The organism is Mesorhizobium sp. B2-3-7 (genome assembly GCF_006442695.1).
Lineage (GTDB): Bacteria > Pseudomonadota > Alphaproteobacteria > Rhizobiales > Rhizobiaceae > Mesorhizobium.
Map to the genome: position 1 here is coordinate 287,995 of NZ_VFVV01000008.1, position 24,325 is coordinate 312,319.

The 24,325-nt window shown below is 63.7% G+C and carries 26 protein-coding genes; 8 read left to right on the forward strand and 18 right to left on the reverse strand.

Annotated features, from left to right (window positions below; translation table 11 throughout):
- Positions 1-24: 24 nt before the first annotated feature.
- The 4 genes from FJ940_RS18060 to FJ940_RS18075 form a co-directional block, all read right to left on the reverse strand.
- The gene (locus FJ940_RS18060; protein ID WP_140496251.1) at positions 25-546 is read right to left on the reverse strand and encodes a hypothetical protein; all 522 of its coding nucleotides are present in this window, start codon (positions 544-546) and stop codon (positions 25-27) included.
- A gap of 30 nt (positions 547-576) precedes the next feature.
- The gene (locus tag FJ940_RS18065) at positions 577-1,002 is read right to left on the reverse strand and encodes a hypothetical protein (protein ID WP_140496250.1); all 426 of its coding nucleotides are present in this window, start codon (positions 1,000-1,002) and stop codon (positions 577-579) included.
- A gap of 13 nt (positions 1,003-1,015) precedes the next feature.
- Positions 1,016-1,615: a rod-binding protein gene (locus FJ940_RS18070; protein ID WP_181171779.1), complete on the reverse strand. Its 600-nt coding sequence runs from the start codon at positions 1,613-1,615 to the stop codon at positions 1,016-1,018.
- Between the two features lie 174 nt (positions 1,616-1,789).
- Positions 1,790-3,763 carry a BTAD domain-containing putative transcriptional regulator gene (locus FJ940_RS18075; RefSeq protein ID WP_140522356.1) on the reverse strand — a complete coding sequence of 658 codons (1,974 nt, stop codon included), beginning with the start codon at positions 3,761-3,763 and terminating at the stop codon, positions 1,790-1,792.
- A gap of 151 nt (positions 3,764-3,914) precedes the next feature.
- Between FJ940_RS18075 and FJ940_RS18080 the strand changes: the two genes are divergently transcribed.
- The 3 genes from FJ940_RS18080 (at position 3,915) to FJ940_RS18090 (ending at position 6,595) form a co-directional block, all read left to right on the forward strand.
- Positions 3,915-4,913 carry a DMT family transporter gene (locus FJ940_RS18080; protein WP_140657387.1) on the forward strand — a complete coding sequence of 333 codons (999 nt, stop codon included), beginning with the start codon at positions 3,915-3,917 and terminating at the stop codon, positions 4,911-4,913.
- A 111-nt stretch (positions 4,914-5,024) separates the two neighbouring features.
- Positions 5,025-5,666, forward strand: a complete 642-nt coding sequence (locus FJ940_RS18085) for a hypothetical protein (RefSeq protein WP_224655832.1) — start codon at positions 5,025-5,027, stop codon at positions 5,664-5,666.
- A 47-nt stretch (positions 5,667-5,713) separates the two neighbouring features.
- The gene (locus FJ940_RS18090) at positions 5,714-6,595 is read left to right on the forward strand and encodes a DUF1194 domain-containing protein (protein WP_140657436.1); all 882 of its coding nucleotides are present in this window, start codon (positions 5,714-5,716) and stop codon (positions 6,593-6,595) included.
- A 234-nt stretch (positions 6,596-6,829) separates the two neighbouring features.
- Here the strand turns inward: FJ940_RS18090 and FJ940_RS18100 are convergent, their stop codons facing one another.
- Complete coding sequence (locus tag FJ940_RS18100) at positions 6,830-7,624, reverse strand: SDR family oxidoreductase (protein WP_140657391.1); 795 nt, start codon at positions 7,622-7,624, stop codon at positions 6,830-6,832.
- 449 nt (positions 7,625-8,073) lie between these two features.
- Positions 8,074-8,652, reverse strand: coding sequence for a TetR/AcrR family transcriptional regulator (locus FJ940_RS18105; RefSeq protein WP_140513927.1), 579 nt, complete (start codon positions 8,650-8,652; stop codon positions 8,074-8,076).
- Between the two features lie 79 nt (positions 8,653-8,731).
- Here FJ940_RS18105 and FJ940_RS18110 point away from each other — a divergent pair, with 79 nt between their 5' ends.
- Together FJ940_RS18110 and FJ940_RS18115 are read left to right on the forward strand one after the other, a co-directional pair.
- Positions 8,732-9,094, forward strand: a complete 363-nt coding sequence (locus tag FJ940_RS18110) for a hypothetical protein (RefSeq protein ID WP_140632541.1) — start codon at positions 8,732-8,734, stop codon at positions 9,092-9,094.
- 90 nt (positions 9,095-9,184) lie between these two features.
- Entirely contained in the window at positions 9,185-9,643 is a 459-nt protein-coding gene (locus FJ940_RS18115) for a nuclear transport factor 2 family protein (RefSeq protein WP_140496243.1), read from the forward strand.
- A 175-nt stretch (positions 9,644-9,818) separates the two neighbouring features.
- Here the strand turns inward: FJ940_RS18115 and FJ940_RS18120 are convergent, their stop codons facing one another.
- From FJ940_RS18120 to flhA, 3 genes are read right to left on the reverse strand one after another with little or no spacing between them, the layout of a single operon-like run.
- On the reverse strand, positions 9,819-10,202 hold the full coding sequence (locus FJ940_RS18120) for a hypothetical protein (protein ID WP_140632544.1): 384 nt from the start codon (positions 10,200-10,202) through the stop codon (positions 9,819-9,821).
- Between the two features lies 1 nt (position 10,203).
- Positions 10,204-10,956, reverse strand: coding sequence for a flagellar biosynthetic protein FliR (gene fliR, locus FJ940_RS18125; RefSeq protein ID WP_140496241.1), 753 nt, complete (start codon positions 10,954-10,956; stop codon positions 10,204-10,206).
- The gene (flhA, locus tag FJ940_RS18130; protein ID WP_140496240.1) at positions 10,953-13,040 is read right to left on the reverse strand and encodes a flagellar biosynthesis protein FlhA; all 2,088 of its coding nucleotides are present in this window, start codon (positions 13,038-13,040) and stop codon (positions 10,953-10,955) included. The genes fliR and flhA overlap by 4 nt, the downstream gene beginning before the upstream one ends.
- Positions 13,041-13,154: 114 nt before the next feature.
- Between flhA and FJ940_RS18135 the strand changes: the two genes are divergently transcribed.
- The 3 genes from FJ940_RS18135 to FJ940_RS18145 all read left to right on the forward strand — a co-directional run bounded on the left by FJ940_RS18135 (position 13,155) and on the right by FJ940_RS18145 (position 16,214).
- On the forward strand, positions 13,155-13,454 hold the full coding sequence (locus FJ940_RS18135) for a putative quinol monooxygenase (RefSeq protein ID WP_140496239.1): 300 nt from the start codon (positions 13,155-13,157) through the stop codon (positions 13,452-13,454).
- Positions 13,455-13,583: 129 nt separating this feature from the next.
- On the forward strand, positions 13,584-15,380 hold the full coding sequence (locus tag FJ940_RS18140) for a chloride channel protein (protein ID WP_140657393.1): 1,797 nt from the start codon (positions 13,584-13,586) through the stop codon (positions 15,378-15,380).
- A 96-nt stretch (positions 15,381-15,476) separates the two neighbouring features.
- The gene (locus tag FJ940_RS18145) at positions 15,477-16,214 is read left to right on the forward strand and encodes a DUF4336 domain-containing protein (protein ID WP_140496237.1); all 738 of its coding nucleotides are present in this window, start codon (positions 15,477-15,479) and stop codon (positions 16,212-16,214) included.
- Between the two features lie 53 nt (positions 16,215-16,267).
- Here the strand turns inward: FJ940_RS18145 and FJ940_RS18150 are convergent, their stop codons facing one another.
- The 9 genes from FJ940_RS18150 to FJ940_RS18190 all read right to left on the reverse strand — a co-directional run bounded on the left by FJ940_RS18150 (position 16,268) and on the right by FJ940_RS18190 (position 24,227).
- On the reverse strand, positions 16,268-17,911 hold the full coding sequence (locus FJ940_RS18150; RefSeq protein WP_140657395.1) for an MFS transporter: 1,644 nt from the start codon (positions 17,909-17,911) through the stop codon (positions 16,268-16,270).
- Between the two features lie 274 nt (positions 17,912-18,185).
- Positions 18,186-18,452, reverse strand: coding sequence for a flagellar biosynthesis protein FliQ (fliQ, locus tag FJ940_RS18155; protein WP_140496235.1), 267 nt, complete (start codon positions 18,450-18,452; stop codon positions 18,186-18,188).
- Positions 18,453-18,473: 21 nt separating this feature from the next.
- Entirely contained in the window at positions 18,474-18,881 is a 408-nt protein-coding gene (gene flgD, locus FJ940_RS18160; RefSeq protein ID WP_140513649.1) for a flagellar hook assembly protein FlgD, read from the reverse strand.
- Positions 18,881-19,321 carry a flagellar biosynthesis repressor FlbT gene (gene flbT, locus FJ940_RS18165; RefSeq protein WP_140496233.1) on the reverse strand — a complete coding sequence of 147 codons (441 nt, stop codon included), beginning with the start codon at positions 19,319-19,321 and terminating at the stop codon, positions 18,881-18,883. Before flbT ends, flgD begins: the two co-directional genes overlap by 1 nt.
- A complete protein-coding gene (gene flaF / locus FJ940_RS18170; protein WP_140496232.1) occupies positions 19,318-19,665 on the reverse strand; it encodes a flagellar biosynthesis regulator FlaF in 348 nt (115 codons plus the stop codon). Before flaF ends, flbT begins: the two co-directional genes overlap by 4 nt.
- Positions 19,666-19,695: 30 nt before the next feature.
- The gene (locus FJ940_RS18175; protein ID WP_140496231.1) at positions 19,696-20,739 is read right to left on the reverse strand and encodes a flagellar hook-associated family protein; all 1,044 of its coding nucleotides are present in this window, start codon (positions 20,737-20,739) and stop codon (positions 19,696-19,698) included.
- A 3-nt stretch (positions 20,740-20,742) separates the two neighbouring features.
- Positions 20,743-22,194, reverse strand: coding sequence for a flagellar hook-associated protein FlgK (gene flgK, locus FJ940_RS18180; protein ID WP_140560324.1), 1,452 nt, complete (start codon positions 22,192-22,194; stop codon positions 20,743-20,745).
- A gap of 28 nt (positions 22,195-22,222) precedes the next feature.
- On the reverse strand, positions 22,223-23,479 hold the full coding sequence (locus tag FJ940_RS18185) for a flagellar hook protein FlgE (protein WP_140522332.1): 1,257 nt from the start codon (positions 23,477-23,479) through the stop codon (positions 22,223-22,225).
- A gap of 79 nt (positions 23,480-23,558) precedes the next feature.
- On the reverse strand, positions 23,559-24,227 hold the full coding sequence (locus FJ940_RS18190) for a response regulator transcription factor (protein WP_140496228.1): 669 nt from the start codon (positions 24,225-24,227) through the stop codon (positions 23,559-23,561).
- Positions 24,228-24,325: the final 98 nt, after the last annotated feature.

The following is a 24,325-nucleotide window of genomic DNA, read 5'->3' on the forward strand; positions in this document are numbered from 1 at the left end:
CCTGGCCAGTGGTATCCCGATGGCTCAATGCGACTTGAACGCCTTGGTCATCTCGGATGCCGTGGCGCCGGCCTCCTGCCGGCGGCGCAGCCAGTTGTCGCGAATCTCATCCTTGCTCAGGAAATTGACCTGATCGACCAGAACCTCATGCACCAGTGTGGCGCCGACGCGTGTGTTGACGGTATCGCGGATCGCGGCGCGGAAGGCGTCGAGGTCGATCGTCTCCTTCTTGGTGAAGTCGATCTGCGGATTGGAATACAGGTAGGAATAGACCTGGTCGGTGATCAGTGCCTCGGCCGGGATCGACAGTTTCTTGATCTGCTCGGGTTCGACCGTGTAGACCAACTTGGTCAGGAAATAACCGTCGATCCTGGCGTTGCGGATCAGCGGCACCGAGATGACCTCGGTCTTGACGTAGTCCAGTCCGCCCAGCATCGGCTTCGGCTTTTCGCCGACGCCACGCTCGCCGGCGGCCTGGAACGAATAGAACACCGCGCCGAGCGTGGCGACGCAGATCCAGACCGCGATGGCGATGACCTTGACCATTCAGGCACCCGAGCCGGCGACCACCGCGCGCTAACCGCGCGCCCGGCCGAACTCGCCGGCGGAATAAGTGCCGTCGGTTTCGGCGCGCTGGATGGCGGTGCGCAACAGGCCTGCGACCTCGTTGACGGCGCTCAGATGCGCCAGGATCGCCGCCTCGTTCTTCGCAAGCTTCTGGCGAAGCCGGACAAGGCCTTCGCGGTGCTGTTCGAGGAACTCGGCTTCGCTGCCGCCGCGCATGGCACGGGTCAGTTCATAGAGATAGCGGCTCTTGCGCGCGTTCGATGCCTTGAGGTCGTAGCCGGTGTCGCTGCGCAGCCCGGCCGTCTCTTGCTCGACGACTTCCTCGATGCGGCCGATGATGGCGGCAAGGTTTCCGGGCCGCGCGAGTGCGACCGGGGCTTCCGATGTGGCCGTGCGCGCCGGCAGGTTGGCGGTGAATTCCGAAAAGTCGGCCATGGCGTTTCCCAGTCTAGATCTTGATGTCTGTCTTTGTGGTCGTTTCATCGCCGGTCATGGACCTGGCGGCCTTGCGCTGCAGCTCCTGGACGAGCGAGGTGGACAGACGGCTCTGCCGGTCGGTCTCGGTCTTTTCAGGCCCGCCGGAGACTGGGCCGATCGGCACCTTGCGCTTGCCTTCGAGATAATGGTCGGCGAGCAGCGACTTGGCGATGCCGATGCCACCACGCTCGGCCATGACGTCGGCGACGCGCTCGGCGAGCTGCGATTTCCACATGTCGCCGGCCAGGCCCTTGCCGTACACGCCCTCGGTGTCCTTGGGCATCATGTTCTGGATGAAGGTCTGGAGCACCATGGCTTCGAATTTCTTGAACTTCTTGGATGGATCGGCCGCCATGGCCTGGTCGGCGGTGGCGCGCGACAGCATCGTCCCGGCCGAAGCGGCATCGACCGAAAAGCTGCCGGCAACGCCGCCCGCATGCCTGGTCAGCGCGGCGCGCGCGGCCGCGAGATCCGCCGGCTCGGCTGCTCGGATAACATCCATCACGATGTCGCTGGGGGGAGAGATCGCCAAGAAAGTCCGCCTTTTGTCGGGTTTCCTTGGCCAGACCATGCCTCAACAAGCTTGTGGCAGGCTTGCGGGGGGAGGAAGGAAGGTCAGGGTTCTCTGCATCCAGCCGCGCAGCCAGATTTCAACAACGCATGTCGGGTAAAAATGTGGCTTCCGGTTTTGGGAGAACGACCTGCAGAAGGCGTCTCGCCCGAATCCGTTCGAACGTGACGCGCTTCAGGACGGGGGAAGACCGGCCCTCGACAGCATTTCAAGGAACCGGGAATGGTGATGATCCTTCACATAGCGCGGCACAAAGCCAGGGCAGACATTGCTCAGATTGAGATGCGGAAGTTGTGACAGGCAATGATGGATGGCCCGCGACGCTTCATCGCGATTGCCGGTTGCGGCCGCGGCCGCGGCCCAATAAAGCGCGCCACGAACGAAGCCCGGCTTTGTCCTGACCACCTTGCGCGCGACCTCGAGCGCCCGCTGATCGTCTCCGCCGGCAAACAGCGCCATAACGAGCCCGTGGTGACGCCAGTAGTCGATGACGTCATGGGTTCCCAGCCGGATCGCCTCGTTCGCCTCGCGCACGGCTTCGCTGACCTGCCCGCGCAGCGCGAAGAGCATCGCAATATCGCCGTGGCCGCTCGGATAATTTGGGTTGAGGCTGATCGCGTGCCGGCATTCGACGATCGCCTCGTCGATACGACCGCAACTTTCGAGAGCGAATGACAAGATGCACCGGGCAATTTCATCGTCCGGCACCGCCCGCACCGCGGCCTCGGCAAGCGCCAGCGTATACTCGATATTGCCCTGCTCGCGGGGCAGCGCGCCAAACGCGATGCCCATGGAAATCATGATCGAGAGCGTCCGCTTCGCACGGGCGTTGTCGGGCCCTGTCGAGAGCGCCTTCGTCGCAAGTTCCATCCCGACCAGCAGCGAGTCGTGGGTCATCTCAAAATATTTCATGAGCGCCTCGTTCACCAACCTGCGCACTTCAGGGGGACCAGGCGGACTCTTGTCGCGGACCTTCCAGTTGGTCAGTTGAAGTTCGAGGATCACCGCCAGAACGACGGACTGGGCGATCCTGTCCTGGAATTCGAGCGCATTCTCGGAGTGGCCGTCGAACTTCTGGGCCCAGACATGATGACCGCCGACGGCATCGACAAGCTGGATGTTCACCCTCAGCCCATTGCCGGATCTCTGGATGCTGCCGCTGAGCACATATTGTGCGCGCAGCGCTCCCGGCGCTTTACCTTCCTGGCGCGGGCCGATCTTATCTGTCGGGGGAACCGCGGAGAGCACGACATAGTCGGCCACCTCGGAAAGGGCTGTCGTGATGTCCTGGACCAGTCCCTTGGAGAAAAAATTGTCGCCTTGTTTTCCGGTCAGATTGGTGAAGTCGGCAACGCCGATGGAGGGGTGTCCGAGACGATGGCTGGCCGCAACACCACTTGCCGACGGTGCGTGTGACGCCGTGTCGGAAGTGAGCAGCAGGGACTGCCATAGTGCCCGCGTCTCAGGGCCGGCTTCGACGCCGAACTCCTTCTTCAGCATGCTTCTGCAAGCCTCGTATGTCCTGAGCGCCTTGTCGCGTTGACCACAAGCAAGGAGCAATTCCATCTTGAGCCGATAGGATTCTTCCCGCGCCGGATCCATAGCCAGGACGCGATCGGCCAGGACGAGGCCCGCTTCAGCGTCGACGAGGCGAGCCAGTTTCTCGAACGATTCAAGCGCACGACCGAGCAACCTGTCGCGTTCCGACGCGACCCAGTCGTCGAAGCCATTGCTTCCCACATGGAGACCGTCGAGGAACGGGCCGGTGTAGTTCGCCAGAGCCTTTTCGAGTTCCTGCGCGGAGCGGGCCGATAAACCCGTCTCGAACTCCTCCACATCGACCCGGAACGCCTCTGGCCTGAGGTGGATCAACTCTCCGGTGGAATGGATAAGATCGACACCCGAGAGATCGCGGCGCAGGACGCTGAGCGCTTGGCGAAGACTGTTGCGCGAATGTTCGCCATCGCTGTCGCCCCATAGCAGATCAGCCAGTCTCTCCCGCGTCGCTGCCATGCCCGGACATCGGGCCAGATAAGCAACGATTGCCGGGCCGCGTTTCCCGACCAGTCGAAGCGGGCCAGTTGTTTCAATACGGAAGCCGCCGAAGAGTGAGATTCTATTTGCAGCGCCGCCGTCGTCACTTTGCATCTGCTGCCTCAGCCTGACGAAATTCTAACGCAAATCTAACGTTCCGCAATCGTCCGTCACCGCGCTTCAAGCGCTCCCGTGACGGCAGGTCATTTAGACTTCGCTAAATTAGGCGGCCAAGTCAACGCAATGCTTGGTTCAAGGGGGGCGCGTGTCCAGAACAAGAGCCAATTTGCTGCTGCTCCTTGCAGCCGCATTGTGGGGCTTCGGCAACGTCTCGCAAAAGACGGTGCTGGTCCATCTCGACGCCATGAGCGCGGTAAGTCTGCGTTGCCTGATCGGCGGGCTGCTGGTGCTGCCCTTTGTCTTGACCGAAAGGCGAGTGGCGATCGGGGCGGGCTATTTTCCGAGCCTGGCCAGGGTGGGCGCGCTGTTCGCCATCTCCATCACGCTTCAGCAGCTTTGCTATGTCGGAGCCTCGGTCACCAATGCAAGCTTTCTGGTGAGCACGGCAACCGTAATGACACCATTGGCCGCCTGGTTGCTCGTCGGCGAGCGTCCGACAGCGGGCCTCACGATCGCTGCCGGGCTGACCCTGGTCGGAGCCCTGCTTTTGTCGGATGGGATCGGCGGCCTCGGCAGCGGGGATCTCACCGCAATCCTGTCGGCTGCCTGCTATGCGCTCTGGGCGGTCGAGCTCGGCCGGCACATGCAGGCCCATGCGCGGCCGTTCACCGCCGCCGCCGCACAATTCCTCGGCGCCGCAGTCTTCGCCCTGCCGCTTGGGGCAATGCAAGGCAACCTGTCGCTGGCCGCCGCATTCGCAGCCGGTCCGGAATTGGCGATACTCGGCGTCTTCTCCACCGCGATAGCCTTCGGCATACAGACGGTTGCCCTGCGCTTCACGCCGGCCAGCCACGCCGCCGTGATCGTCAGTGCCGAAAGCGTTTTCGGGGCGCTGGGCGCGGCGATCTTTCTGGGCGAGCGGAGTTCGTGGCCGGGCGCCTTGGGAGCAGCGATCATTCTCGGTGCGATCCTTTCCGTGGCACGATCGAACCGAGCGCCGCAGGCACGTGCGTCCTTGCGGACCGCTTCGAACCAACGCTTCGACATTGCCCCTGCCTTTGCAACAGCGCCGGCAAGCGGGGCAGGCGAACGCCGCGTCAACAGTTCAGGTCCGGTGGAGGAATGCGATGACCACTGCCGCTGATGCGAACGTCGCCGTATCGAGCGCGGCCGGACAGGCCGCGGGGGCGCTGCGATGAACGCGTGGACAGTCCTTCTTCCGCTCGCACATTTGAGATCGGCCCTTGGTGCCCGCATGAAGGGACCCGGCGGCTATTACAACAGTGGCAACGCGCTTGGCCTCATCGTAGGTCTTGCAACCCAAATTGCGGCCGCGCCAGTCGGCCAGCATGAGGAAAGCGCTGTCATCGCGGCGGTGATGGACTATTTCGCGGGCAGCCATGGCACTGTTGCGCTCACCTTGGCTACCCTCGTCTTTTTCTGCGGCGGCGAAGCCTACCACCGGGCTTGGGCAAAGCCGGATGTCCCCGATCCCACCCTCAATCGTCTGGGCGACTTCCTCTCGGGATTAGGCGCAATCGGGCTCGGCATCGCGCTCTTGCTGCTCGGCGACCCGCTGCTTGCGGCGACCTCCGGCCTGCTGCATGCGCTCGGCAAGTTCGGCAGCACCTTTCACAGGCCGGGCAGGCCGGTTCCGGTGTGGCCGACCGCCTGGCCCGATCCGTTCCGCAGTGCGGTGCTCGCCAGCAGGTTGCCGGCAGTGGTGGCGACAACCGTCGCCCTCGGCCAGGCTTTGCCGGTGGTCTGGTCGGGCGAGTCCTTCGCGGCACTCATCATGCCGCTGACGTTACTCGGCTGTTATCTTTTGTGGACCAAGGCCGATCTGCTGCTGTTCGGCGTTGGGTCCAAGGTCCCTCGTCAAATTTCCACATGTTGAAAATGGGCGGCTTTGACAACGATCGGTTGTCGAGATGGAGAATGGGCATGTTTACAGATATGTATCAGGACGCCGGTCCCTCTTCTGGAGCGGTCTCCTTTCGCGGGCGGGTGCAGTCGATAGGCCGGGGCAATCTTTTTTCGCCGACAAAGACATCGGGAAGGGGGCTGGCAAGGCGAGCCAATTCACTCCTGAGGCTGGCGGGGATACTTGCAGCTTCTGCGTTCTGGAATCTCCCGGCGCATGCAGCGAATGTCGACGTCGCCATCGTGTTCGCGGTCGACTTCTCGGCATCGATTGATCCAAAGATCGCCGATCTGCAACGCGAGGGACATGCCGCGGCACTCACTTCGCCCGAGATAATCGCCGCCATCGGCCGGAATTACGTCGGCTGCATCGGCGTGGCCTACTTTGAATGGTCGAGCCCCGGACACGCACGCACCGTACTGCCGTGGACAAGCATTTGCGGACTAGAAGATGCAAGAGCGGCGGCGGCGGAGATCAGCAGGAAAGGGGATACCGGCGTCATCCGCCGAGGGCGAGCCGGAACATCGGTTTCCTCGGCTATCGACATTGGCAGTCTTCTGCTGGACCAGTTTCCTGGAAATGCCGCCAAGAAGGTCATCGATATCTCTTCCAATGGTGAGAACAACGACGGACTTCCTGTTCAGCCGAGCAGGCTGAACGCCATTGCCAAGGGATATACGATCAACGCCATCGCCATTCCCACCGAAGACGACGATCCTGACAATTCGCTGGCATCCTATTTTGCCAAATCGGTCATTGGCGGCTCCCAGGCCTTCGTCATGACGCCGAAAGGGCCAAACGACTACAGCACGGCGCTTCGCCGCAAGCTGGTCACGGAAGTAAGCATGAACAACGAAGGGCAATTCCCGCAACCGGCGGACGGGCGCTCTTCTCAACCGTAATTCCGGACAGTGGCGCATTGCTGCACGTCCGCGTAAGGGCCGAGAGCAGACGGCGGCTCCTGGCATCGATCCACGGCCGCTCGTCGATCTTGACCTCGGCCCGGTCGATCGGGGCACCCCAGGCGGCTCCGACGATCCGATAATCGCCGCCGATATGAGTCACCCGAGCCGGCGCCGATTTGAGGCTGGCCCAGCCGCGGCGACCCTCATGCCACCGCGGCGGTGGGACGCGGCTCATCCGATCGAGCGGAGCACACCACCGTCGACGCGCAACGCGGCGCCGGTGGTCGCCGAGGCCTGCTCGGAGCAGGTGTAGACGACCATGTTCGCGACTTCCTCGGTTGTCGCGAACCGGTTGATGAGCGTGGTCGGACGCAGCGATTTCAGGAAATCATGCTCGGCGTCCGTTTGCGTGATGCCCTGCTCCTTCGCGGTGGCCTTCATCCAGTCGCCAAGAATCTCGGAGTCGGTCGGCCCCGGCAGGACAGCGTTGACCGTGACGCCGGTGCCACCGACAAGTTCGGCCAGCCCGCGCGACACGGCCAGCAACGCGGTCTTGGTCATGCCGTAGTCGATCATCTCCTTGGGGATGGCGAGCGCGGACTCGCTGCTCATGAAGACGACCCGTCCCCACCCGCGCTCGACCATACCCGGCATATAGTGGCGCGCGGCGCGCACGCCGCTCATCACGTTGAGCTGGAAGAGGTCGAGCCATGCGGCGTCGTCCTGCTCGAAGAAGCCATTGGGACGCGCAGTGCCAACATTGTTGACGAGGATGTCGGCATCCGGCGCCTGTGCCGCGAGCGCCGCCGAGCCCTCGGCTGTCGCGAGATCGGCGGCAATGCCGGTGAGGTCGGCGCCAGGCAGCAGCGCGCGCAGTTCCCGGAGCGTCGCGGCGACCCGCTCTTCAGTACGTCCATTGACGACGACGGCGGAGCCTGCGCGCGCCAGCCCTTCGGCGATCGCGCGACCGATGCCGGCGGTCGATCCGGTGACGATGGCCTTTCGGCCCTTGAGTTCGATGTTCATGCCCTTGATCTCCGATTATAGGTGGCCAGACGACCGGACGGATGGCCCGGAGGTCAGCTGATGCCGCTCAGCTAGATAAGCCGCGCGAGCGCACGCAGGCGTTCCGATGCTAGTGCCGAAGGATGCCGAGCCCGGTGCTTGCCTAGCGGCCGAACATACGGGCCAATGCCTGGCCAACAGCCCCAAATCTCATGGTGGAATAGCTCATCGCGCTTCTCCTTCGGGCGGACGCATCGCCGCTGCCCCACGCCAAGAGGTAGGCATGCCCAGGCGCGCCATGCAGTCGGAAGACACGCACTACGGTGGTGCGAAATCGCACCGGAGGCTTCACGTGACGACGCGAACTTCTCCATGATCGACTGGGACGGTATCCGTTACTTCTTCGCAGTCGCGCGCGACGGTTCGGTCCGAGCGGCGAGCAATGGATCAGGCGCCGCTGCCCGCATCATTCAGATGGCGACTGTCTCGCGAACCTGATCGGCCGCCGCATCCAGAAAAGCCTGCGCGAGGTCCGGGTCGTTGACCACCCGCGAGAGCATGACCGCGCCGACCATTGTCGAGAGAACGGCCATTGCCTTGTTGCCGCCCTTTTCGCCGTCGTCCTCGCCAACCCAACTGCCGAGCATCTCGAGATACTCCCTGATGCCGGCCTCGAATGAGGCCTTTACCTCGGCGCCTTGCCTGGCCGCATCCGAGCCGAGCGCGACGACCGGGCAGCCGTCCATCTTTTCCGCGCGATGATCCATACTGAGGTAGAATGAGATCACCCCGTCGAGCGGTTTCCCAGGGTTTGCCGCTGTCGCGGCCGACCACTTGTCGGTGGCGCTTTCCATCGCGCGCCTGGATGCCTGCGCCGCCAGGTCGTCCTTTGACTCGAACTGCTTGTAAAAGGCGCCCTGGGTCAGCCCGGCGCCCTTCATCAGATCCTTGAGGCCAATGCCGTCAAAGCCTCGCTCCCGAAAAAGGCGGCTTGCCACATTGATCACGGTTTCGCGGTTTTCCGCGGCCTGAGTGCGACTTACGCGCATCGCCATCTCCTTTTTAGATTGCATTCGTAATCTATACATTATATAGAGGTCGAACGCAATCCAAAAAAGGAGATATGAGATGATCCGCAAAACCCTGAGTGCGTCCGTTCTGGCCGCGATGTTTCTTGCGAACCCGGCTTTTGCCGAGGAAGCGACCATCGGACGGCCGATCGAAGCTGCCAGCCTGCACGAGGGACAGCTCGACATGGTGGTCTACTACGTCCCGGTCAACGGCGGCCTGCTGGAGGTCACCGCCACCCTCGCGCCGAAGATCGGAGGTGATCCGCTGCGCTTCGTCATGGGCCTTGCTGACGGCGACTCCGTGGCCTTTTCCATGCCGGGCCACCAGGATTCGCTTTATGCGTTCTCAAGGTCGGGCGAGGAGGTCACGATCTCGACCGAGACCGACACATACCTGCGAGCCGACGCGACAATGCGCTGACGCGCAGACCCTGCATGGTGTCGGCTGCGTCCGAACAGCTTGCCACAGGTGCCTTCGATCGCGCTACCGAATGAGTTGGAGGAGAGTGATATGCTATATAGTTATTTTGTCGAGAAATCGATCCGAAAGAGCTTCGATGACGTCAACAATCATCGCTGGGATGCGGCGGTGAAAGCACTCGCGCCGCATGTCCATCATCGGGTTGGCGGCGCCCACGCGCTTGGTGGAGAGCGCCACGACAAGGAAGCCCTGCGCCGCTGGTTTGAACGCCTCGGCCGTGTTCTGCCCACCCTCCGTCTCAGGGTCAATCACATCTGGGTGGAGGGCTGGCCGTGGCATACCACTGTGTTTGCCCAGTGGGATGGCACCGCGACCCTGCTTAACGGCGACACGTCGTACATCAACCGAGGTCTCCACGTGTTTACCCTGCGGTGGGGCAGGGTCCATGCGCTGGAGGAATTTTACGATTCACAGGCAGCGGCTCGCGGTCTTGCCGTCCAAGCGGCAGCTGGCCTCGAGGAAGCTGCCGCCGAGCAGATAACAAGCTAGCTGAAACGTCGCCTTTTCACGATCCTCCGCAATGCGGAGGCTCGGCACATTCTTCGACAGGCTGTACGGGCGGCTTCTGGGTAGACGCGAAATTGCATCCATAGCCCGTACGAGGCGCAAAGCGGTCATCCAGGATTCCGCTGCGAAGGCTTGCTTTGCGTCCAGACCTCCTCCTCTACTCCTGTCTCCGCTTCTGCGCGATCAAATCGAGGCGTTCGCGGTCGGAGCGTTCGCGTTCGTCGCGATTGCGCACGTCCTTGTAGGCGCGCTCGACCATGTTGGTGCGCGCGGTTGCCGACGCGACGAGGCCGGCTTCCTTCCTGGCGCTTTCGAGGTTCGCCTCCTGGCGCACGACGGCCTGGGCGATGCGGCGGTGGTAGAGATCGGGGAAAAGGCCGGAGAGGGAATTGTCCCTATCGAAATGCTCGACCAGTTCCTTGGCCTCGGCTTCGGCGGCATTTGCGGCGGCGAGGAGGGTGGCGTGGCGCGTCTCGTGCAGCGCCTTCAACTGTTCCTGAACCTTGACCAGCTTCTTCAGGCGGTCCTTGCGCGTGCTCATGTCACCTCGCCAGCGTCAGGTCGACAAAGCCGTCGACGAACAGCGACAGCATGGAGCCGACGGCGAAATAGAAGATGAGCATGCCGCCGGCGATGACGAAGGGCTGAGAGATGAAATAGATCGGGATCTGCGGCGTCAGCTTGTTGACGAAGCCGATCGTCAGGTTGACGAGAATGGCATAGGCGACGAAAGGGCTGCCGAGGCGGATGACCAGGAAGAAGGTGTCCGACACCGTGTCGGCGACATCGACCAGTGCCGCCTGCGGGTTGAAGAAGACGTTGACCGGCGCGACCGTATAGGACGTCACCAGCGCGCGTATGATCTCATGGTCGAAGTCGAAGACGAACAGCAGCAGCAGTGCCGAGAACGAGATCATGGCGGCGAGCGCCGCCTGCGGTTCGGGCTCCTCGATCGCTGGCCCGCCCGAGCCGCCATAGCCGATCAGCATGGCGATGGCCGACCCCATGAAGCGCAGGGCTTCCATGTAGAGCCTGGTCATGGCGCCGATCAGGCCGCCGACCAGGAGTTCGGAAACGATCATCGGCACCAGGATCTGCGGACGCGGATCGACGAAGGGAAAGATCTTGTCCCACAGGAAGGCGAGCAGGCCGCCGGTGGCGGCGACCGCAACGAACAGCCTGACCTGCACCGGGATGCGGGCGCTGGACAGGCCGGGCATCAGCATGAAGCAGGCGCCGATGCGGCAGAAGGCGAGGAACGCCGCGATGACGACCGCTTGCGAGAGAACGCTCACGATATGGTCCCGAGCACCCTGATCTCGACGCCCTTGGCGATTTCGACATGCGAGAGCACCGGCAGCGTGGTGAACAGCCGCTCGATGATCATGCGCACATAGGGGCGCGCGTCGGGCGCGGTGACGAGGACGAAACGCTCGCCGGCTTCGAGGAATTTCTTGATCGCCTTGGTGGCGTCCTGGCCGAATTCCTCGAGCTGGCGCGGATCGATGTCGAACTCGCGCACCTCGCCCTTGGCGTCGCGCTTGAGGCTCTGGTGGAAGGCGAGGTCCCAGCGGTTGCCGAGACGCAACACCTTGAGCACGCCGCCCTCCGAAAGATCGCCGCAGATCTGCTGCGCCATGCGGATGCGGACATGCTCGACGATCTGCTCGGTGCGGCGCACATGCGGCGCGATCTCGGCGATGGCCTCGATGATCAGGTGCAGGTTGCGGATCGAGACACGCTCGGCCAGCAGCAGCTTCAGCACTGCCTGCAGGCCGGGATAGGAGATGTGCGTGGTGCAGATCTCGTCGGCGAGCTTGCGGTATTCCTGATCCTGGCGCTCGAGCAGCGCCTTCATGTCCTTGTAGGACAGGAGCTGCGGCAGGTTGTTGCGGATGACCTCGGAGAGGTGGGTGAGCAGCACCGACATGTTGTCGGCGAAGGTGTAGTTCTCGCGCTTCAGATCCTCGGCGAATGTTTCCATGACGGAATAGGCACGCATGCCGAAGGCCGGCTCGCGGATCTCCTCGCCCGGAATTTCGGGAACGTCGCGGTTGCCGAGCAGCACCATGATCTCCCCGACGCGCATCGAATATTCGGCGACCACCGTTCCGTGCACTTTGATCTGATAGCTTTTCGGCGGGATGGCGAAATCGTCGGCGACGCGCACTTCGGGCACGACGAAGCCATATTGCTGGGCGAACTTCTTGCGCATCTTGGCCATGCGGAAGACCAGCTCCTGATGCGAGACCAGCAGCCGGGTCGAAAGCTGCTTGCCGATCAGAAGCTCGATCTCGGCGGTGGCGAGCGAGGCCTTGACCGAGTTCTTCTCTTCCTCGGCCTTGGTCGCCTTCTCCTGGTTCTTCAGCGCCTCGGCCTCGGCCATGGCCCGGTTGTGGCGCATCGGAATGACATAGCCGAGGCCGGCCATGCCGCCGGCGAGCGCGAAGAAGGGGAAGAAGGGCAGGCCAGGCATCAGCCCGAGCAGCACCAGCAGCGCCGCCGCCACATAGAGCGCGCGCGGATGCGCGCCGAGCTGCCCGAACACGGCCTGGTTCGTCGAACCGCGCGTACCGCCCTTGGAAACCAGCAGGCCGGCGGCGAGCGAGACGATGAGCGCTGGGATCTGGGTGACCAGACCGTCGCCGACCGACAGCTTGATGAACACGTCGGCGGCCTCGCCCATGCCCATGCCGTGCCTGATATAGCCGATGGCGATGCCGCCGACGATGTTGATGGCGGTGATGATGAGGCCGGCGATGGCGTCGCCGCGGACGAATTTCGAGGCGCCGTCCATCGAGCCGAAGAAGGAGGATTCCTCTTCCAGCTCGCGGCGGCGCAACTGCGCTGTCTTGTCGTCGATCATGCCGGCGGAGAGGTCGGCGTCGATCGACATCTGCTTGCCGGGGATGGCATCGAGGGTGAAACGGGCGCCGACCTCGGCGATACGGGTGGCGCCCTTGGTGATGACGATGAAGTTCACCACGATCAGGATCATGAAGACGATCAGGCCGATGACGAAATCGCTGGCCATGACCAGTTTGGAGAAGCCGGCGATGACGTAGCCGGCGGCATGCGTGCCTTCATTGCCGTGCGACAGGATCATGCGCGTGGTGGCGATGTTGAGCGACAGCCGCAGCATGGTTGCGATCAGCAGCACGGTCGGAAACGAGGAGAAGTCGAGCGGCCGCTGGATCCACAGCGCGACCATCAGGATCAGCACCGAAAGTGCGATCGAGAAGGCAAGGCCGACGTCGATGAGAAAAGCCGGGATCGGCAGGAACAGCACGGCCAGGATGATGACGATGCCCAGCGCGAAGAAGACGTCGCGGCCGTTCTTGGCCACGGCGCCGGGCTGGATGCTTTCGCTTATCGCCATTCTAGTCCTCGAAAACCGTGGGGCTGCCGAGCATGCGACAGCCCGGCGAGGGTAGCTGGCCAAGCTTGCGCGAGGGTGGGAGAGTGGCCTGCCCAACCATCGAAAGGAAATCTCATGCTGCTGGTCATCGGCACGGTTCGTCTGCCACCCGACAAGCTCGAACAGGCAAGGCCAGCGATGGAACGCATGGTTGTTGCCAGCCGTGCCGAGCCCGGTTGCCTCGCATACTCCTATGCGCAGGATGTCCTCGACGCCGGGTTGATCCGGGTCACGGAAGTCTGGAATGACAGGGCGGCGCTCGACGCACATTTCGCCGCGCCACACCTTGTGGACTGGCGCGCAAGTTGGCCGTCGCTCGGCATCGGCGAGCGCAATCTCGTGCTCTACGAGGCCGGCGACCCGAAGCCGACCTGACCATCGGCGGCCGGACGGGCCCCTCCAAACGGCGCGCGGGCGCCGTCATTGTGGTTGCCATGCGGTGCCGCTCGGCGTATCAGCACGGCAGTGTTTTCAATGCCTTGCTGATGTCGGCGAGCCGCTCCGGTGCTTACCAAAAACCAATCGCCCAGGAATCAACCGCAAGTCTACGCTCGCCGGCTGCGCGCGGTGCTCATCAATTCGATCCCGCTGCTCGAAGCGCGAGGCATCGCGGTTGTCGTCCTTGCCGGCATCGTCGGCGTGATGGCGGGCATACTGGTCACCGCGATGAGCCAGATCGTGCAGGACCTGCACGGACTGTTGTTCGGCGTGCAGCCCGGCGGCCGGCTTTCCGGCATGTTCTCCCTCGCCCACCCCATGCAGGCCCTGATCCCGGCGATCGGCGGCATCCTGCTCGGGCTGACGGTGATCTGGCTGAGAAAGCGGAGATTCCGCACGCCTGTCGACCCGATCGAGGCCAACGCGCTCTATGGCGGTCGCATGTCGCTGACCGATACGTTCATCATCGCCGGCCAGACCATGATCTCCAGCGGTTTCGGCGCCTCTGTCGGGCTGGAAGCCGGCTATACGCAGGTCGGTTCCGGCCTGGCTTCGCGGCTGGCGCGGCTTTTCAAGCTGCGCCGCAACGATGTCCGCATCCTGGTCGGCTGCGGCGCGGCCGGCGCCATCGCGGCGGCTTTCGACGCGCCGCTGACCGGCGCTTTCTATGGTTTCGAACTGGTCATCGGCATCTATTCGGTCGCCAATGTGGTGCCTGTCATGACCGCGGCGATCTCCGCCTCGCTCACCGCCGAGATGTTCGGCGGCGTGCCGTTCCCGCTGGAGCTTGCGGGCCTACCGGCACTCACGGCCAGCCAGTACGTGCCCTTCCTGCTGCTTGGGCTTCTTGGCGGGGCCGCCTCGATCGCCATCATGCATCTGGTGACGCTGGTCGAGCGCGCCTTTGCCAAACTGTCGGTCGACGCCTCGCTGCGTCCCGTCATCGGCGGCGTCATCGTCGGCCTGCTTGGGCTGGTCACGCCACAGGTGCTGTCGAGCGGCCACGGCGCGCTGCATCGCGAATTCGCCATGAACTATGGGCTGAGCGTGGTGGCCAGCGTCTTCGTGCTGAAGCTGGCGGCTTCCGCGATCTCGCTGGGTTCGGGGTTTCGCGGCGGACTGTTCTTCGCTTCTCTGTTTCTTGGCGCCCTGCTCGGCAAGGCATTCGCCGATGTGATGGCTTTCATCTCGCCGTCGACCGGCATCGATCCCGCCGTCGCTGCCGTCGTCGGCATGACATCGCTGGCGGTCGGCGTCGTCGGCGGGCCGCTGACGATGACGTTCCTGGCGCTGGAATCGACCCGCGACCTGACGCTAACCGGCGTCGTCCTGGCGGCCTCGATCATAGCGGCGATCCTGGTGCGCGAGACCTTCGGCTACTCCTTCTCGACGTGGCGTTTTCATCTGCGCGGCGAGACGATCCGCAGCGCCCATGACGTCGGCTGGATGCGCAGCCTGACCGTCGGCTCGATGATGCGCAAGGACATCAAGACCATCAATGCCGACACGACGCTTGCGGCCTTCCGCAAGCAGGTGCCGCTGGGTTCGGCCCAGCGCGTCATTGCCGTCGACGCCGGCGATCAATATGTCGGCGTGCTGATCGTTGCCGAACTGCACAGCGACCTGTCCGACGGCGAGACGGCGGTGCGCGACCTCGCGCAATACAAGGATGCCGTCCTGGTGCCGAGCATGAACGTGCAGTCGGCCGCCGAGACCTTCCAGCGGGCCGGCGCCGAGGAGTTGGCCGTGGTCGAGGATTTCACCGACCACATCGTGCTCGGACTGCTGACCGAGGGCCATCTGATGCGGCGCTATGCCGAGGAGCTGGAAAAAGCGCGCCGGGACTTGTCGGGCGAAGGGTAGGTCGGGCGAAGGTAGGCTGCCGAGCCGGCCCGGCTGAACTCGTGCAAGGCGAAGCTGCCGTGGCCAAGCTTGTTCTCCACCCTACATCAGCAGACCATGGCCGACCGCACACCATATCCGCCGCTCAACACGTTAAAGCTGGTTTCGAAGGACATCTGGATCGTGGATGGCCCGGTCATCCGCTTCGGCATGCCTTGGCCGAAAATGCGGTTTCCGACGCGGATGACCGTCATCCGCGTCAACGATGGCGATTTGTTCGTCCATTCACCCACCTTGCTGACAGAGAGCCTCGAGGCCGAGATCGCTGGATTGGGCAAGGTCCGCTACATCATCGGGCCGAACCGGATCCACTATTGGTGGATTCCGATGTGGCGCAGGGCCTTTGCGGATGCGGGCATCTGGCTGGCACCGCGGATTCGCGAGCAGGCGGGCGACAGGATCGATTTCGAGGCGAACGAGCTTGGTGCCGAGAGCGGCTACCCGTGGGACGATGACCTCAAGTCGCTGCCGGTGGAAGGCAGCTTCATGACAGAGATGGTTTTCTTCCATTCCGTCAGCCGAACATTGATCCTGACAGACGTGATCGAGAACTTCGAACCGCGGAAGCTTGGCTGGCCGTGGCGCTGGCTTGCCAGGGCGGCTGGTGTCGTTGATCCGGATGGCAAGACGCCGCGCGATTTGCGATTGACCTTCCCCAGGGGGCAACTCAAGGCGGCAGTCGAAAAGATGATAGAATGGAATCCGGAACGCGTGATCATGGCGCACGGCCGTTGGTACGAACACGATGGCGTCGCCGAACTGAAGCGCGCGTTCCGCTGGCTGGGTCCGCTCTAACGCTTTGTCTGATGCAAGCCCGGACGAAAACGTCTTCGCGCTTTCCTGCACTCCTAATGCTCGATCGGCCCCTTTGCCATGACCAGCGCCGTGCCCGCGGTTGTCGGGCGCTCGATCACGCGGCGCACCCGCGGCGGCTCGTCGCCGCTGTGCAGTGCCCGCAGGCGCTCGCCGACCATGGCGTCGGCTTGGGTGATGCGGCCGTTGTGCCTGACATATTCGAGCCAGGTCGGCGTGTGGTAGTGCTCGATCCAGATCGCCGGATTTTCGAGATCGCGCGCCAGCGTCCAGTTGCGGGCACCGTCGCGGCGGCGGATGCGGCCGCGCTCGGCCATGGTGGCGAGGAACTCCGGCACGTCCTCGTCGCGGATGATGTATTCGATCATGATGGCGATGGGGCCGCTGCGCGGCTTCAGGTCGAGCGCGAGGTGCGGCTCCTTGAAGCGGTTGAGCGGATCGAGGTTCAGCACCTGCTGCTGCGGCAGCGGCAGCACGAGGCCGATGGCGCCGCCAGCCAGCATGGCGATGGCCGCCGCGATCAGCGCTGTCCCGGCGCCATGCGCGTCGGCGACGATGCCCCAGATCCAGCTGCCGAGCGCGATGCCGCCGAAGGTCGCGGTCTGATAGACCGACAGCACCCGGCCGACGACCCAGCGCGGCGTTGCCATCTGCACGGTGACGTTGAAGTGCGAAAGCGCGATCACCCAGCACGCGCCGCCGACCAGCAGGCCGAGCGATGTCTGCCAGGCGTTGTGGCTGACGGCGGCATTGAAGGCGCAGACGGCGAAGCCGGCGAAGGCCGAGCGCACCATGGTCTCGCTGGACAAAAGCTGGCGCAGCCGCACGCTGATCAGCGCGCCGCCGACCGCGCCGATGCCGAAGGCGCCCAGCATGATGCCATAGGTCAAGGCGTCGCCCTTGACGACGTCGCGTGCCACCAGCGGCAGGAGCGCCAGCACCGCGCCGGCGCTGAAGCCGAAGGCGGAGCCCCTGACCAGCACCTTGCCGATATTGGGCGACATGGCGACATAGCGCAGGCCTGCGCCCATGGCCGCGCCAAGCGATTCGCGCGGCAGCGTCGATGGCTGAACCTGCGGCTTCCAGCGCGCCAGCACGACGATGAGACCGATATAGCTCACCGCGTTGGCCGCGAAGGCGGCCGCCGCCCCGGCTGCGGCGACGATGATGCCGCCGATCGCCGGACCGACGCTGCGGGTCAGGTTGAAGCCCATCGAGTTCAACGCGACGGCGGCCGGCACCTTGTTGCGGGGCACGATGTCGCCGACGGAGGCTTGCCAGGACGGGCTGTTCAGGGCCGTGCCGCTGTCGATCAGGAAGGTGAAGGCAAGCAGCGTCCACGGCGTCATCAGGCCGGAATAGGTGAACAGGGTCAGAAGCACCGAGACGACCAGCATTAAGGTCTGGGCGACCAGCATAACCTTGCGCCGGTCGAAGCTGTCGGCGATGGCGCCGGCGACGAGCGCGAACAGCATGATCGGCAAGGTGGTCGAGGCCTGCACCAGCGCGACCTGATAGGGCGAGGTGGCGATCGTGGTCATCATCCAGGCGGCGCCGACGCCCTGGATGAGGCCGCCGAAATTCGACACGAGGCTGGCCGACCACACGGCGCGGAAGATGCCGTGCCGGAACGGCGCCAGCGCCGAAACGCTCTCGCTCTCCGGCTTTTCGTCAATCATAGGAAAGGCCCTGCCATGGCTTGCCGATCGTTGCGGTGATCCGTTTCCCCGGATGGTTTGCCGAAACTATGGCATCGTGCCGCAAAGAGCGACCGTCTTGAAAAAAAGATCATGGTCCAACAAGGGGATAGAGGAGGACCACGCAGCCGTGCGGCTTTGCTTCGACGCCGCGCCGCGGATGCAGCCCTATGCCATACACGGTCCGCATCGGCGACAGCAGGCTGCTGCCGGTAAGTCGTCGGGACAGAACGGGCCGGCTCGCCGCAAGCTGCGGCTAGAACCCGTTTTCAATGCGCTCGAAGACGACGTTGGTGAAGGCCGATATCTGGCTGCCGATGAAGGGACCGGTCAGCGCCGCCACGAGCATGATGGCGACGATCTTCGGCACGAAGGTCAAGGTGATCTCCTGGACCTGCGTCAGGGCCTGGATCAAGGCGATGCCGATACCCACCGCCATGGCGACCAGCACCACCGGCGCGGATGCGGTCAGCACCGTCCACACCGCGTACTGGACGATGTCGAGTGCGTCGGCCTCGTTCATGGGGTCGGCCCGCCGGAGCCGTCAGCTTGCCGCTTTGACCGAGACGCCGGGGCCGACCGCGATCTCGGTGCCGTTGCCCAGCACGGCGATGAGGCCGCTGCTGGCAAGGCGCACGGACGCGACGGTGCCTGTCGTCTTGCCGTCGGCGGACGTTATCGAGCGCCCGATCAGCGCATCGGCCTGCGACAGCGCCGAGGACTGCATGATCTGGTCCAGCTTGGTATTGGTCTGCACAGACTGCTCGACCTGCGAGAAGGTGGCGAGCTGGGCGACGTACTGTGTCGAATCCATCGGCTTGGTCGGATCCTGGTTCTTCATCTCGGCGATCAGAAGCTTCAGGAAGGACTGGTAGTCGACAGCGGTCTTTGAGGTCTGCTGGCTGGCCTGATTGGTGCCAACCGGTATCGTCGTCGTCATGTCCACGGTCATCAGCGTGCTCCCACAGCCAGCGGACGCGAGGCGCCCGGAACGTCGTCATTGCCGCCCAGCGCGCGGCGTTCGAGCGGATAGAGCGACCGGATCGCCTTTAGCGCCTCGTAGATGTGGTCCTCGCCGACCATGCGGTCGATCTGTTTCAGCGCACTGCCGATCTCGGCGTCCTCGAAACTTGCAAGCAGCAGCGGCAGGGAGCGGCGGAACATTTCGCGCGCCTCGCCGGCGCCGGCCGGATTCATGAGCATCACCTGGAGGATGAAATACAGCTGCTTGAGCGGCGTCGAGGCGTCATCGGCCTGGATCACATGGCTTTCGAGCAGGAACTGCACGTCGTTCATCAGTTCGACGGTGACCTTGCGGTCGACGCGGATGACGGCACCGTTGATGTAGATCTTCTCGTTCGGCTTCAGCGATATCTTCAGCGTGTTGGTCATTGAATGCCGTCGCGGATGATCTGGGATACCTCGATCAGTCCCTCGAAATTCTGGGTGCGGCCCTGGCGGATGTCTTCCGCCTCGCGCAGCAGCCAAAGGCCGATCGAAATCAGGTTGGCGCGCAGTTCCTTGGGAAGCGCGTTGTCGTTGGAGCCGAGATCCTCGACAAAGGCGGTCCAGACGCGGTTGGTGAAATGCAGCGCCTCCACTGCCTCCATCGAAGCGGGGCCAAGGGCGGCGGCCGCCGCCAGCATGTCGATCGAGCGGGTCAACAGCTCCCGTTCACGGTCCTTCGCATCGGCGACAGAGGTGCTCTGGATGTCGGCGTAGGAGAATTGGTACATCGTTGGCTCTACCGTTCCGGTTCAGAGTTGTCAGGTCAGGTAATTCAACAGGCTGAGCTGCTGGAGCCGCGCCGTCAATGCGAAGGAGGTCTCGATGTGCTGCGTCAGGTCGGCGACGCGGGTCGCGGCTTCGGCCGGGTCGACCGCTTCGAGATCGAGGATGTGGCGCTCGAACAGGTCGACCTGCGTCTTCATGCGGTCGACGGCGTCGGACACGCGCTTCTGGACGATACCGGTTTCGGACTGAACCTGGCCGATGCCGCTGAGCGCTTCGCCAACCAGCGACTGCGAGCGGCCGACGATGGTGTCCTTCGCCGCCTGGCTGATGTTGGTCGACATCAGGCTGGAGACCATGGCCGCCGCCATGGCGAGCTTCTTGATGCCGTCGCTGTTGGCGCTGGTCGAGGTCGCGGTGGTTTCGTTGAGCGCGATGCGGCTGACGATCTGCTGGTCGGTGGCGTTCGACCAGTTGGCCTGCCAGCCCGAACCGAAGAACTGCGGCTCGACGTCGTTGGTGATGAAATCGTCCATCTGGGCCGCGGTGATGTTTGCCGCGGCGGGGTCATCCGGCGTGAAACCGAAATTGGCGACAAAGGAGGCGTCGAAGGCAGCCTTGGCGGGTGATCCGGCCGCTGTGAAATCGTTGATCGGCTTGACGTCGGTGTTGGTGCCGGCAAACAGATACTCGCCGTTGACGCTGGTGTTGAGGATCGAGGCGAGCTGCTGGACGGCCGTCTTGCCGGCCGACTGGGTGAGGTTGGCGGAAGAATCGCCCGACGTTGAGGTGGTCAGGCTCGACAGCAAGGTCTGCGCGACGCTGGAAAGCTGGCCGAGCGAGGTCTGCGTCGAGGAGAGCCGGGCGGCCACCAGGCCGTTGGAATCGATGATGACGTTGAGCCGGTCGAGATCGCGCGAGAAGGTGACGGACTGGGCGGTGCGTCCGCCCAGTGCCAGGCCGACATCGGCGACCCTGCCGGTCGAGGACTCCTTCGTGGCTTTGACGAGTTCGGCCTGCATGCGCATCTGCTGATAGCGCATGGCGTTCGAGAGAGCGGCCGAAGAGACTGAGGTCATGGATTATCCCACCGCGCTGAGCAGAGCCGCCAACATGTCGTCGACGGTTTTCATCATTCGGGCCGATGCCTGATAGGTGTGTTCGAGATCGAGAAGCAGCGACATTTCCTGGTCGACATTGACGCCGGTGGCGTTGGACAGCGCCTCGGCGCTACGCGATGCCAAAGCTTGCTTGGCGTCGGCTGCGGTCGACGCCTGCTGGCGCACGCCCTGGAGCCACCCGATCGAATTGGCGGCATAGTCGGCAACGCTCGACGTCGCCGAAATCCCGGCGGCGGGGTCGAATGTCATCGGCTGATCGAGCCGGTCGCCATAGGCGACCAGAAGGCTGGAATAAGAGGCGCCGCCAGTGTTGACGACATAGGCCGCGCCGTTGGCGCCGCCGTCGCGCAGCAGTGCCGGATTGCCGCCGACACTTGGATCCATGGCGGCATTGACGCTGATCGTGCCGGCAAGGCCATTGACCAGCGTGCCAGCGGCCGGCACCGCCGGCGCGCCCGACCAGGTGAACAGCCCGGCGGCGTTGGGCATTGACGGCGCGGTCTCGGCGAAGGCCGTGATCAGGCCGCGCGCGGTCTCGTCGAGCTGGCTCTGCATGGTCGAGGCTACGCCATCGCGCAATTGCAGCAAACCGGCAAGCTTACCGCTGGCGCTGGTGTTGCCGCCGGTTCCCGCCGAGATCGGCACGTTATCGATATAGAGGGCATTGCCGACGGTACCGGCGCTGTAGCCGGAGGATGGGGCGAAGCTGACCGTTCGCGGGATGGTTTCGAACAGCGTCGTGCCGTCACCCGTGGTGATGACCATGTCATTGTCGCCGCGCGTGAAGGTCGAGACCGGAACATAGTCCGAGATCTTCTTCAAAAGCGCGTCGCGCTGGTCCAGCGCATCGGAAACGTCGGTGCCGGAGCGCGTGCCTGATATGACGGCCTGGTTGGCATCCTGGAACTGGCTGAGCAGCGAGTTGAGATCGTCTACCGCGGTGGCGATCTGGCCGTCGGTCTGGGTGCGAAAGTCCTGAATGGCCCTGGAGCCTTCGTTCAGGGAGCGCACGACCTGCTTAGCCGCGTCGATAACGCTGGAGCCGAGATTCTGGTTGGACGGCGAGGTGGCATAGAGCTGCAGCGCCTGCTGCAAATTGCCGATCGCGGTCGAGGGAGAGGACGCATTGTCGACGCCATTGACCGAAACATCCAGCTGATCCAGGCCGCTATAGAGCGCGTTCTGGCCGCTGTATGCCGACAGGGCGCTGAGATTCTGGCGGAAGAGCAGGTCGTTGGCTACGCGCTGGATATCAACCGAGCGCGCGCCCGGCGCCGTGCTGGTGACGACGGCGATACGGCGCGTATAGTCCGGATTGGAAGCGTCGGCGACGTTGCGCGAGACAACGCTGGTCTGCCGAGCGGTGTTCATAAGCGCCGATTGGGCGATGCTCAATGCGGTGGAAAGCGACATGCGGGTCTTTCACGGGCGTTGCCCGGTTTTATCTCTTCAGGTTGACAAGGACGTCCATCAGGTCGGAACCCGTCTGGAAGACTTTCGAATTGGCGGTGTAGCTGCGCTGCGCCGCGATCATGTTGGTCAGTTCCTCGGCGATATCGACGTTCGAATTCTCGAGCGCGCCGGAGATGATGGAGCCGAGCTTGCCTTCATTGGCAAAGCCGACGCGGACCGCGCCGGATTCGGTGCCCTGCGAGTACACATTGCCGGGCAGCGCGGTGAGCTGGTCGGGACTCTGCACATCGGCCAGCGGGATCTTGTAGAGCGGCTTGGTGGAGCCGTCCTTGTACTGGGCGTAGATGGTGCCGTCCTTGCTGATCTGCACCTTGTCGATGGTGCTCGGCGCGTTGCCGTTGACCTGAGCGTCCGAAACCGTGAAGCCGGTGCCGAGCTGAGTCAATGCCGACAGATCCAGTGAAAAGGTGCTGCCGTTGGGCACGGTGAGCGAGACGCTGTCGACGGCGCCGGTGAGCTTGCCCGTGGTCGTGTCGAAGGTCAGGTTGGCCGAGCCAAGCGCGCCGCCGGTGTAGGGGAATGACGTTCCGGCGGTCGCCTTCGACTGGTCGAAGACCGACACCTGCCAGGTGCCGGCGCCGGTGTTGGTGAAATAGACGTCGAGCAGCTTCTTGTTGCCGAGATTGTCATAGGCGACCATCGAGGATTTCGAGGTGTACTGCGCGCCTGCGGCATTGGTGGTGGGCAGGTTGCCGGCCGCGACTGGCGTCGCGCCTGCGGGCAGGTTGCCGCTGTAGAGACCCTCGGTGCTCGGGGTCGCGGTCATTCCCTGGTCGGAGATGACGACCGGGACCAATCCTTCAAAACCGTTCACCGTCGCCGCCGGCACGCCGTTTTCGTAGCTGTAGGCCATCAGCTGGAAGCCGGCCGAGTTGACCAGCCTGCCCTGCCCATCGGGAACGAAGGCGCCGGCGCGGGTCAGGAAAGGCGTGCCGCTCGGGTCCTGGACGACAAAGAAGCCGTCGCCGCTGACGGCAAGGTCGGAGACAGAGGTAGTGTATTGGAGCACGCCGGGATCGCTGACCGCCTGCCGGATCGTGGTGGTGATGCCGCCGGAATTATAGGCGCCGCCCGTCGAGGGCATGACCAGTGTTGAAAATTCGGCGGAGGACCGCTTGTAGCCGGTGGTATCGGAATTGGCGATGTTGTCGGCTGTCGTCGACAGACGGTTGGCCTGCGCGTTCATGCCGGAAACGCCGGTCCGCATCATCCCGTAGAGGCTCATCGAAATGTCTCCGCAATGTCCATGCCACTGGCAGCGAGGCTACGCGTCCTGTCTTGCGCGAGGCTGGCGCGGCGGTGCATCAGAACACCAGCCGGTAACCGAGGAAGCGCTTGGAATCGATCGGATCGGTGCCCAGCTTCTCGCGCAGCTTCTTGCGCAGCTTGCTGATGTGGCTTTCCACCACGTTCTCCTCGACCTCTTCGTCGAAGATGCCGTAGATGGCGTTGAATACTTGGGTCTTGGTGACGCGGCGGCCGCGATTGCTTGCCAAATATTCGAGAATGCGGCGCTCACGGCGCGGCAAGGGAAGCGGCTGGCCATTGATTTCGGGGTCGCGGCCATCCATGAAAATGCGCATGGCGCCGATCTCGGTAAAGGCGGCATCCTCGTTGGCGCGGCGGCGGATGGCTGTTATGCGAGCCAGGATCTCGCGGATATGGACCGGCTTGCGGATGACGTCATCGACACCGCTCTCGAACAGCCGCAACGTGTTTTCCAGCGAATGCTGCTCGCTGAGAGCAATCACCGGGGCTCCGGTGCGGTCGCGGATCTGGCGCGGAGAGATCGCGCCTTCGCGGCAGTCGCCGATGAGGAAGGCCCGGACCGAGCGCAGATCGGCATCGGCGGCCGAGTTCACCCACTCGCCGAATTCGCCGGAAGCGAAGCCCGCGCAGGCGATGCCCTCGCGGTCAAAAAGTGAATTGTATCCGTCTGTCACGAGCTCTCGCTCGTCAACGATAACGATCATCGGCCCCGCCTCCGAATCAGCTCATCTGCCCCGTGGGGAAAGCCGTATCCGCTGGCAGGAATCCTGAACAACCGTCATTTCTTGTAACTAGTTTCTTG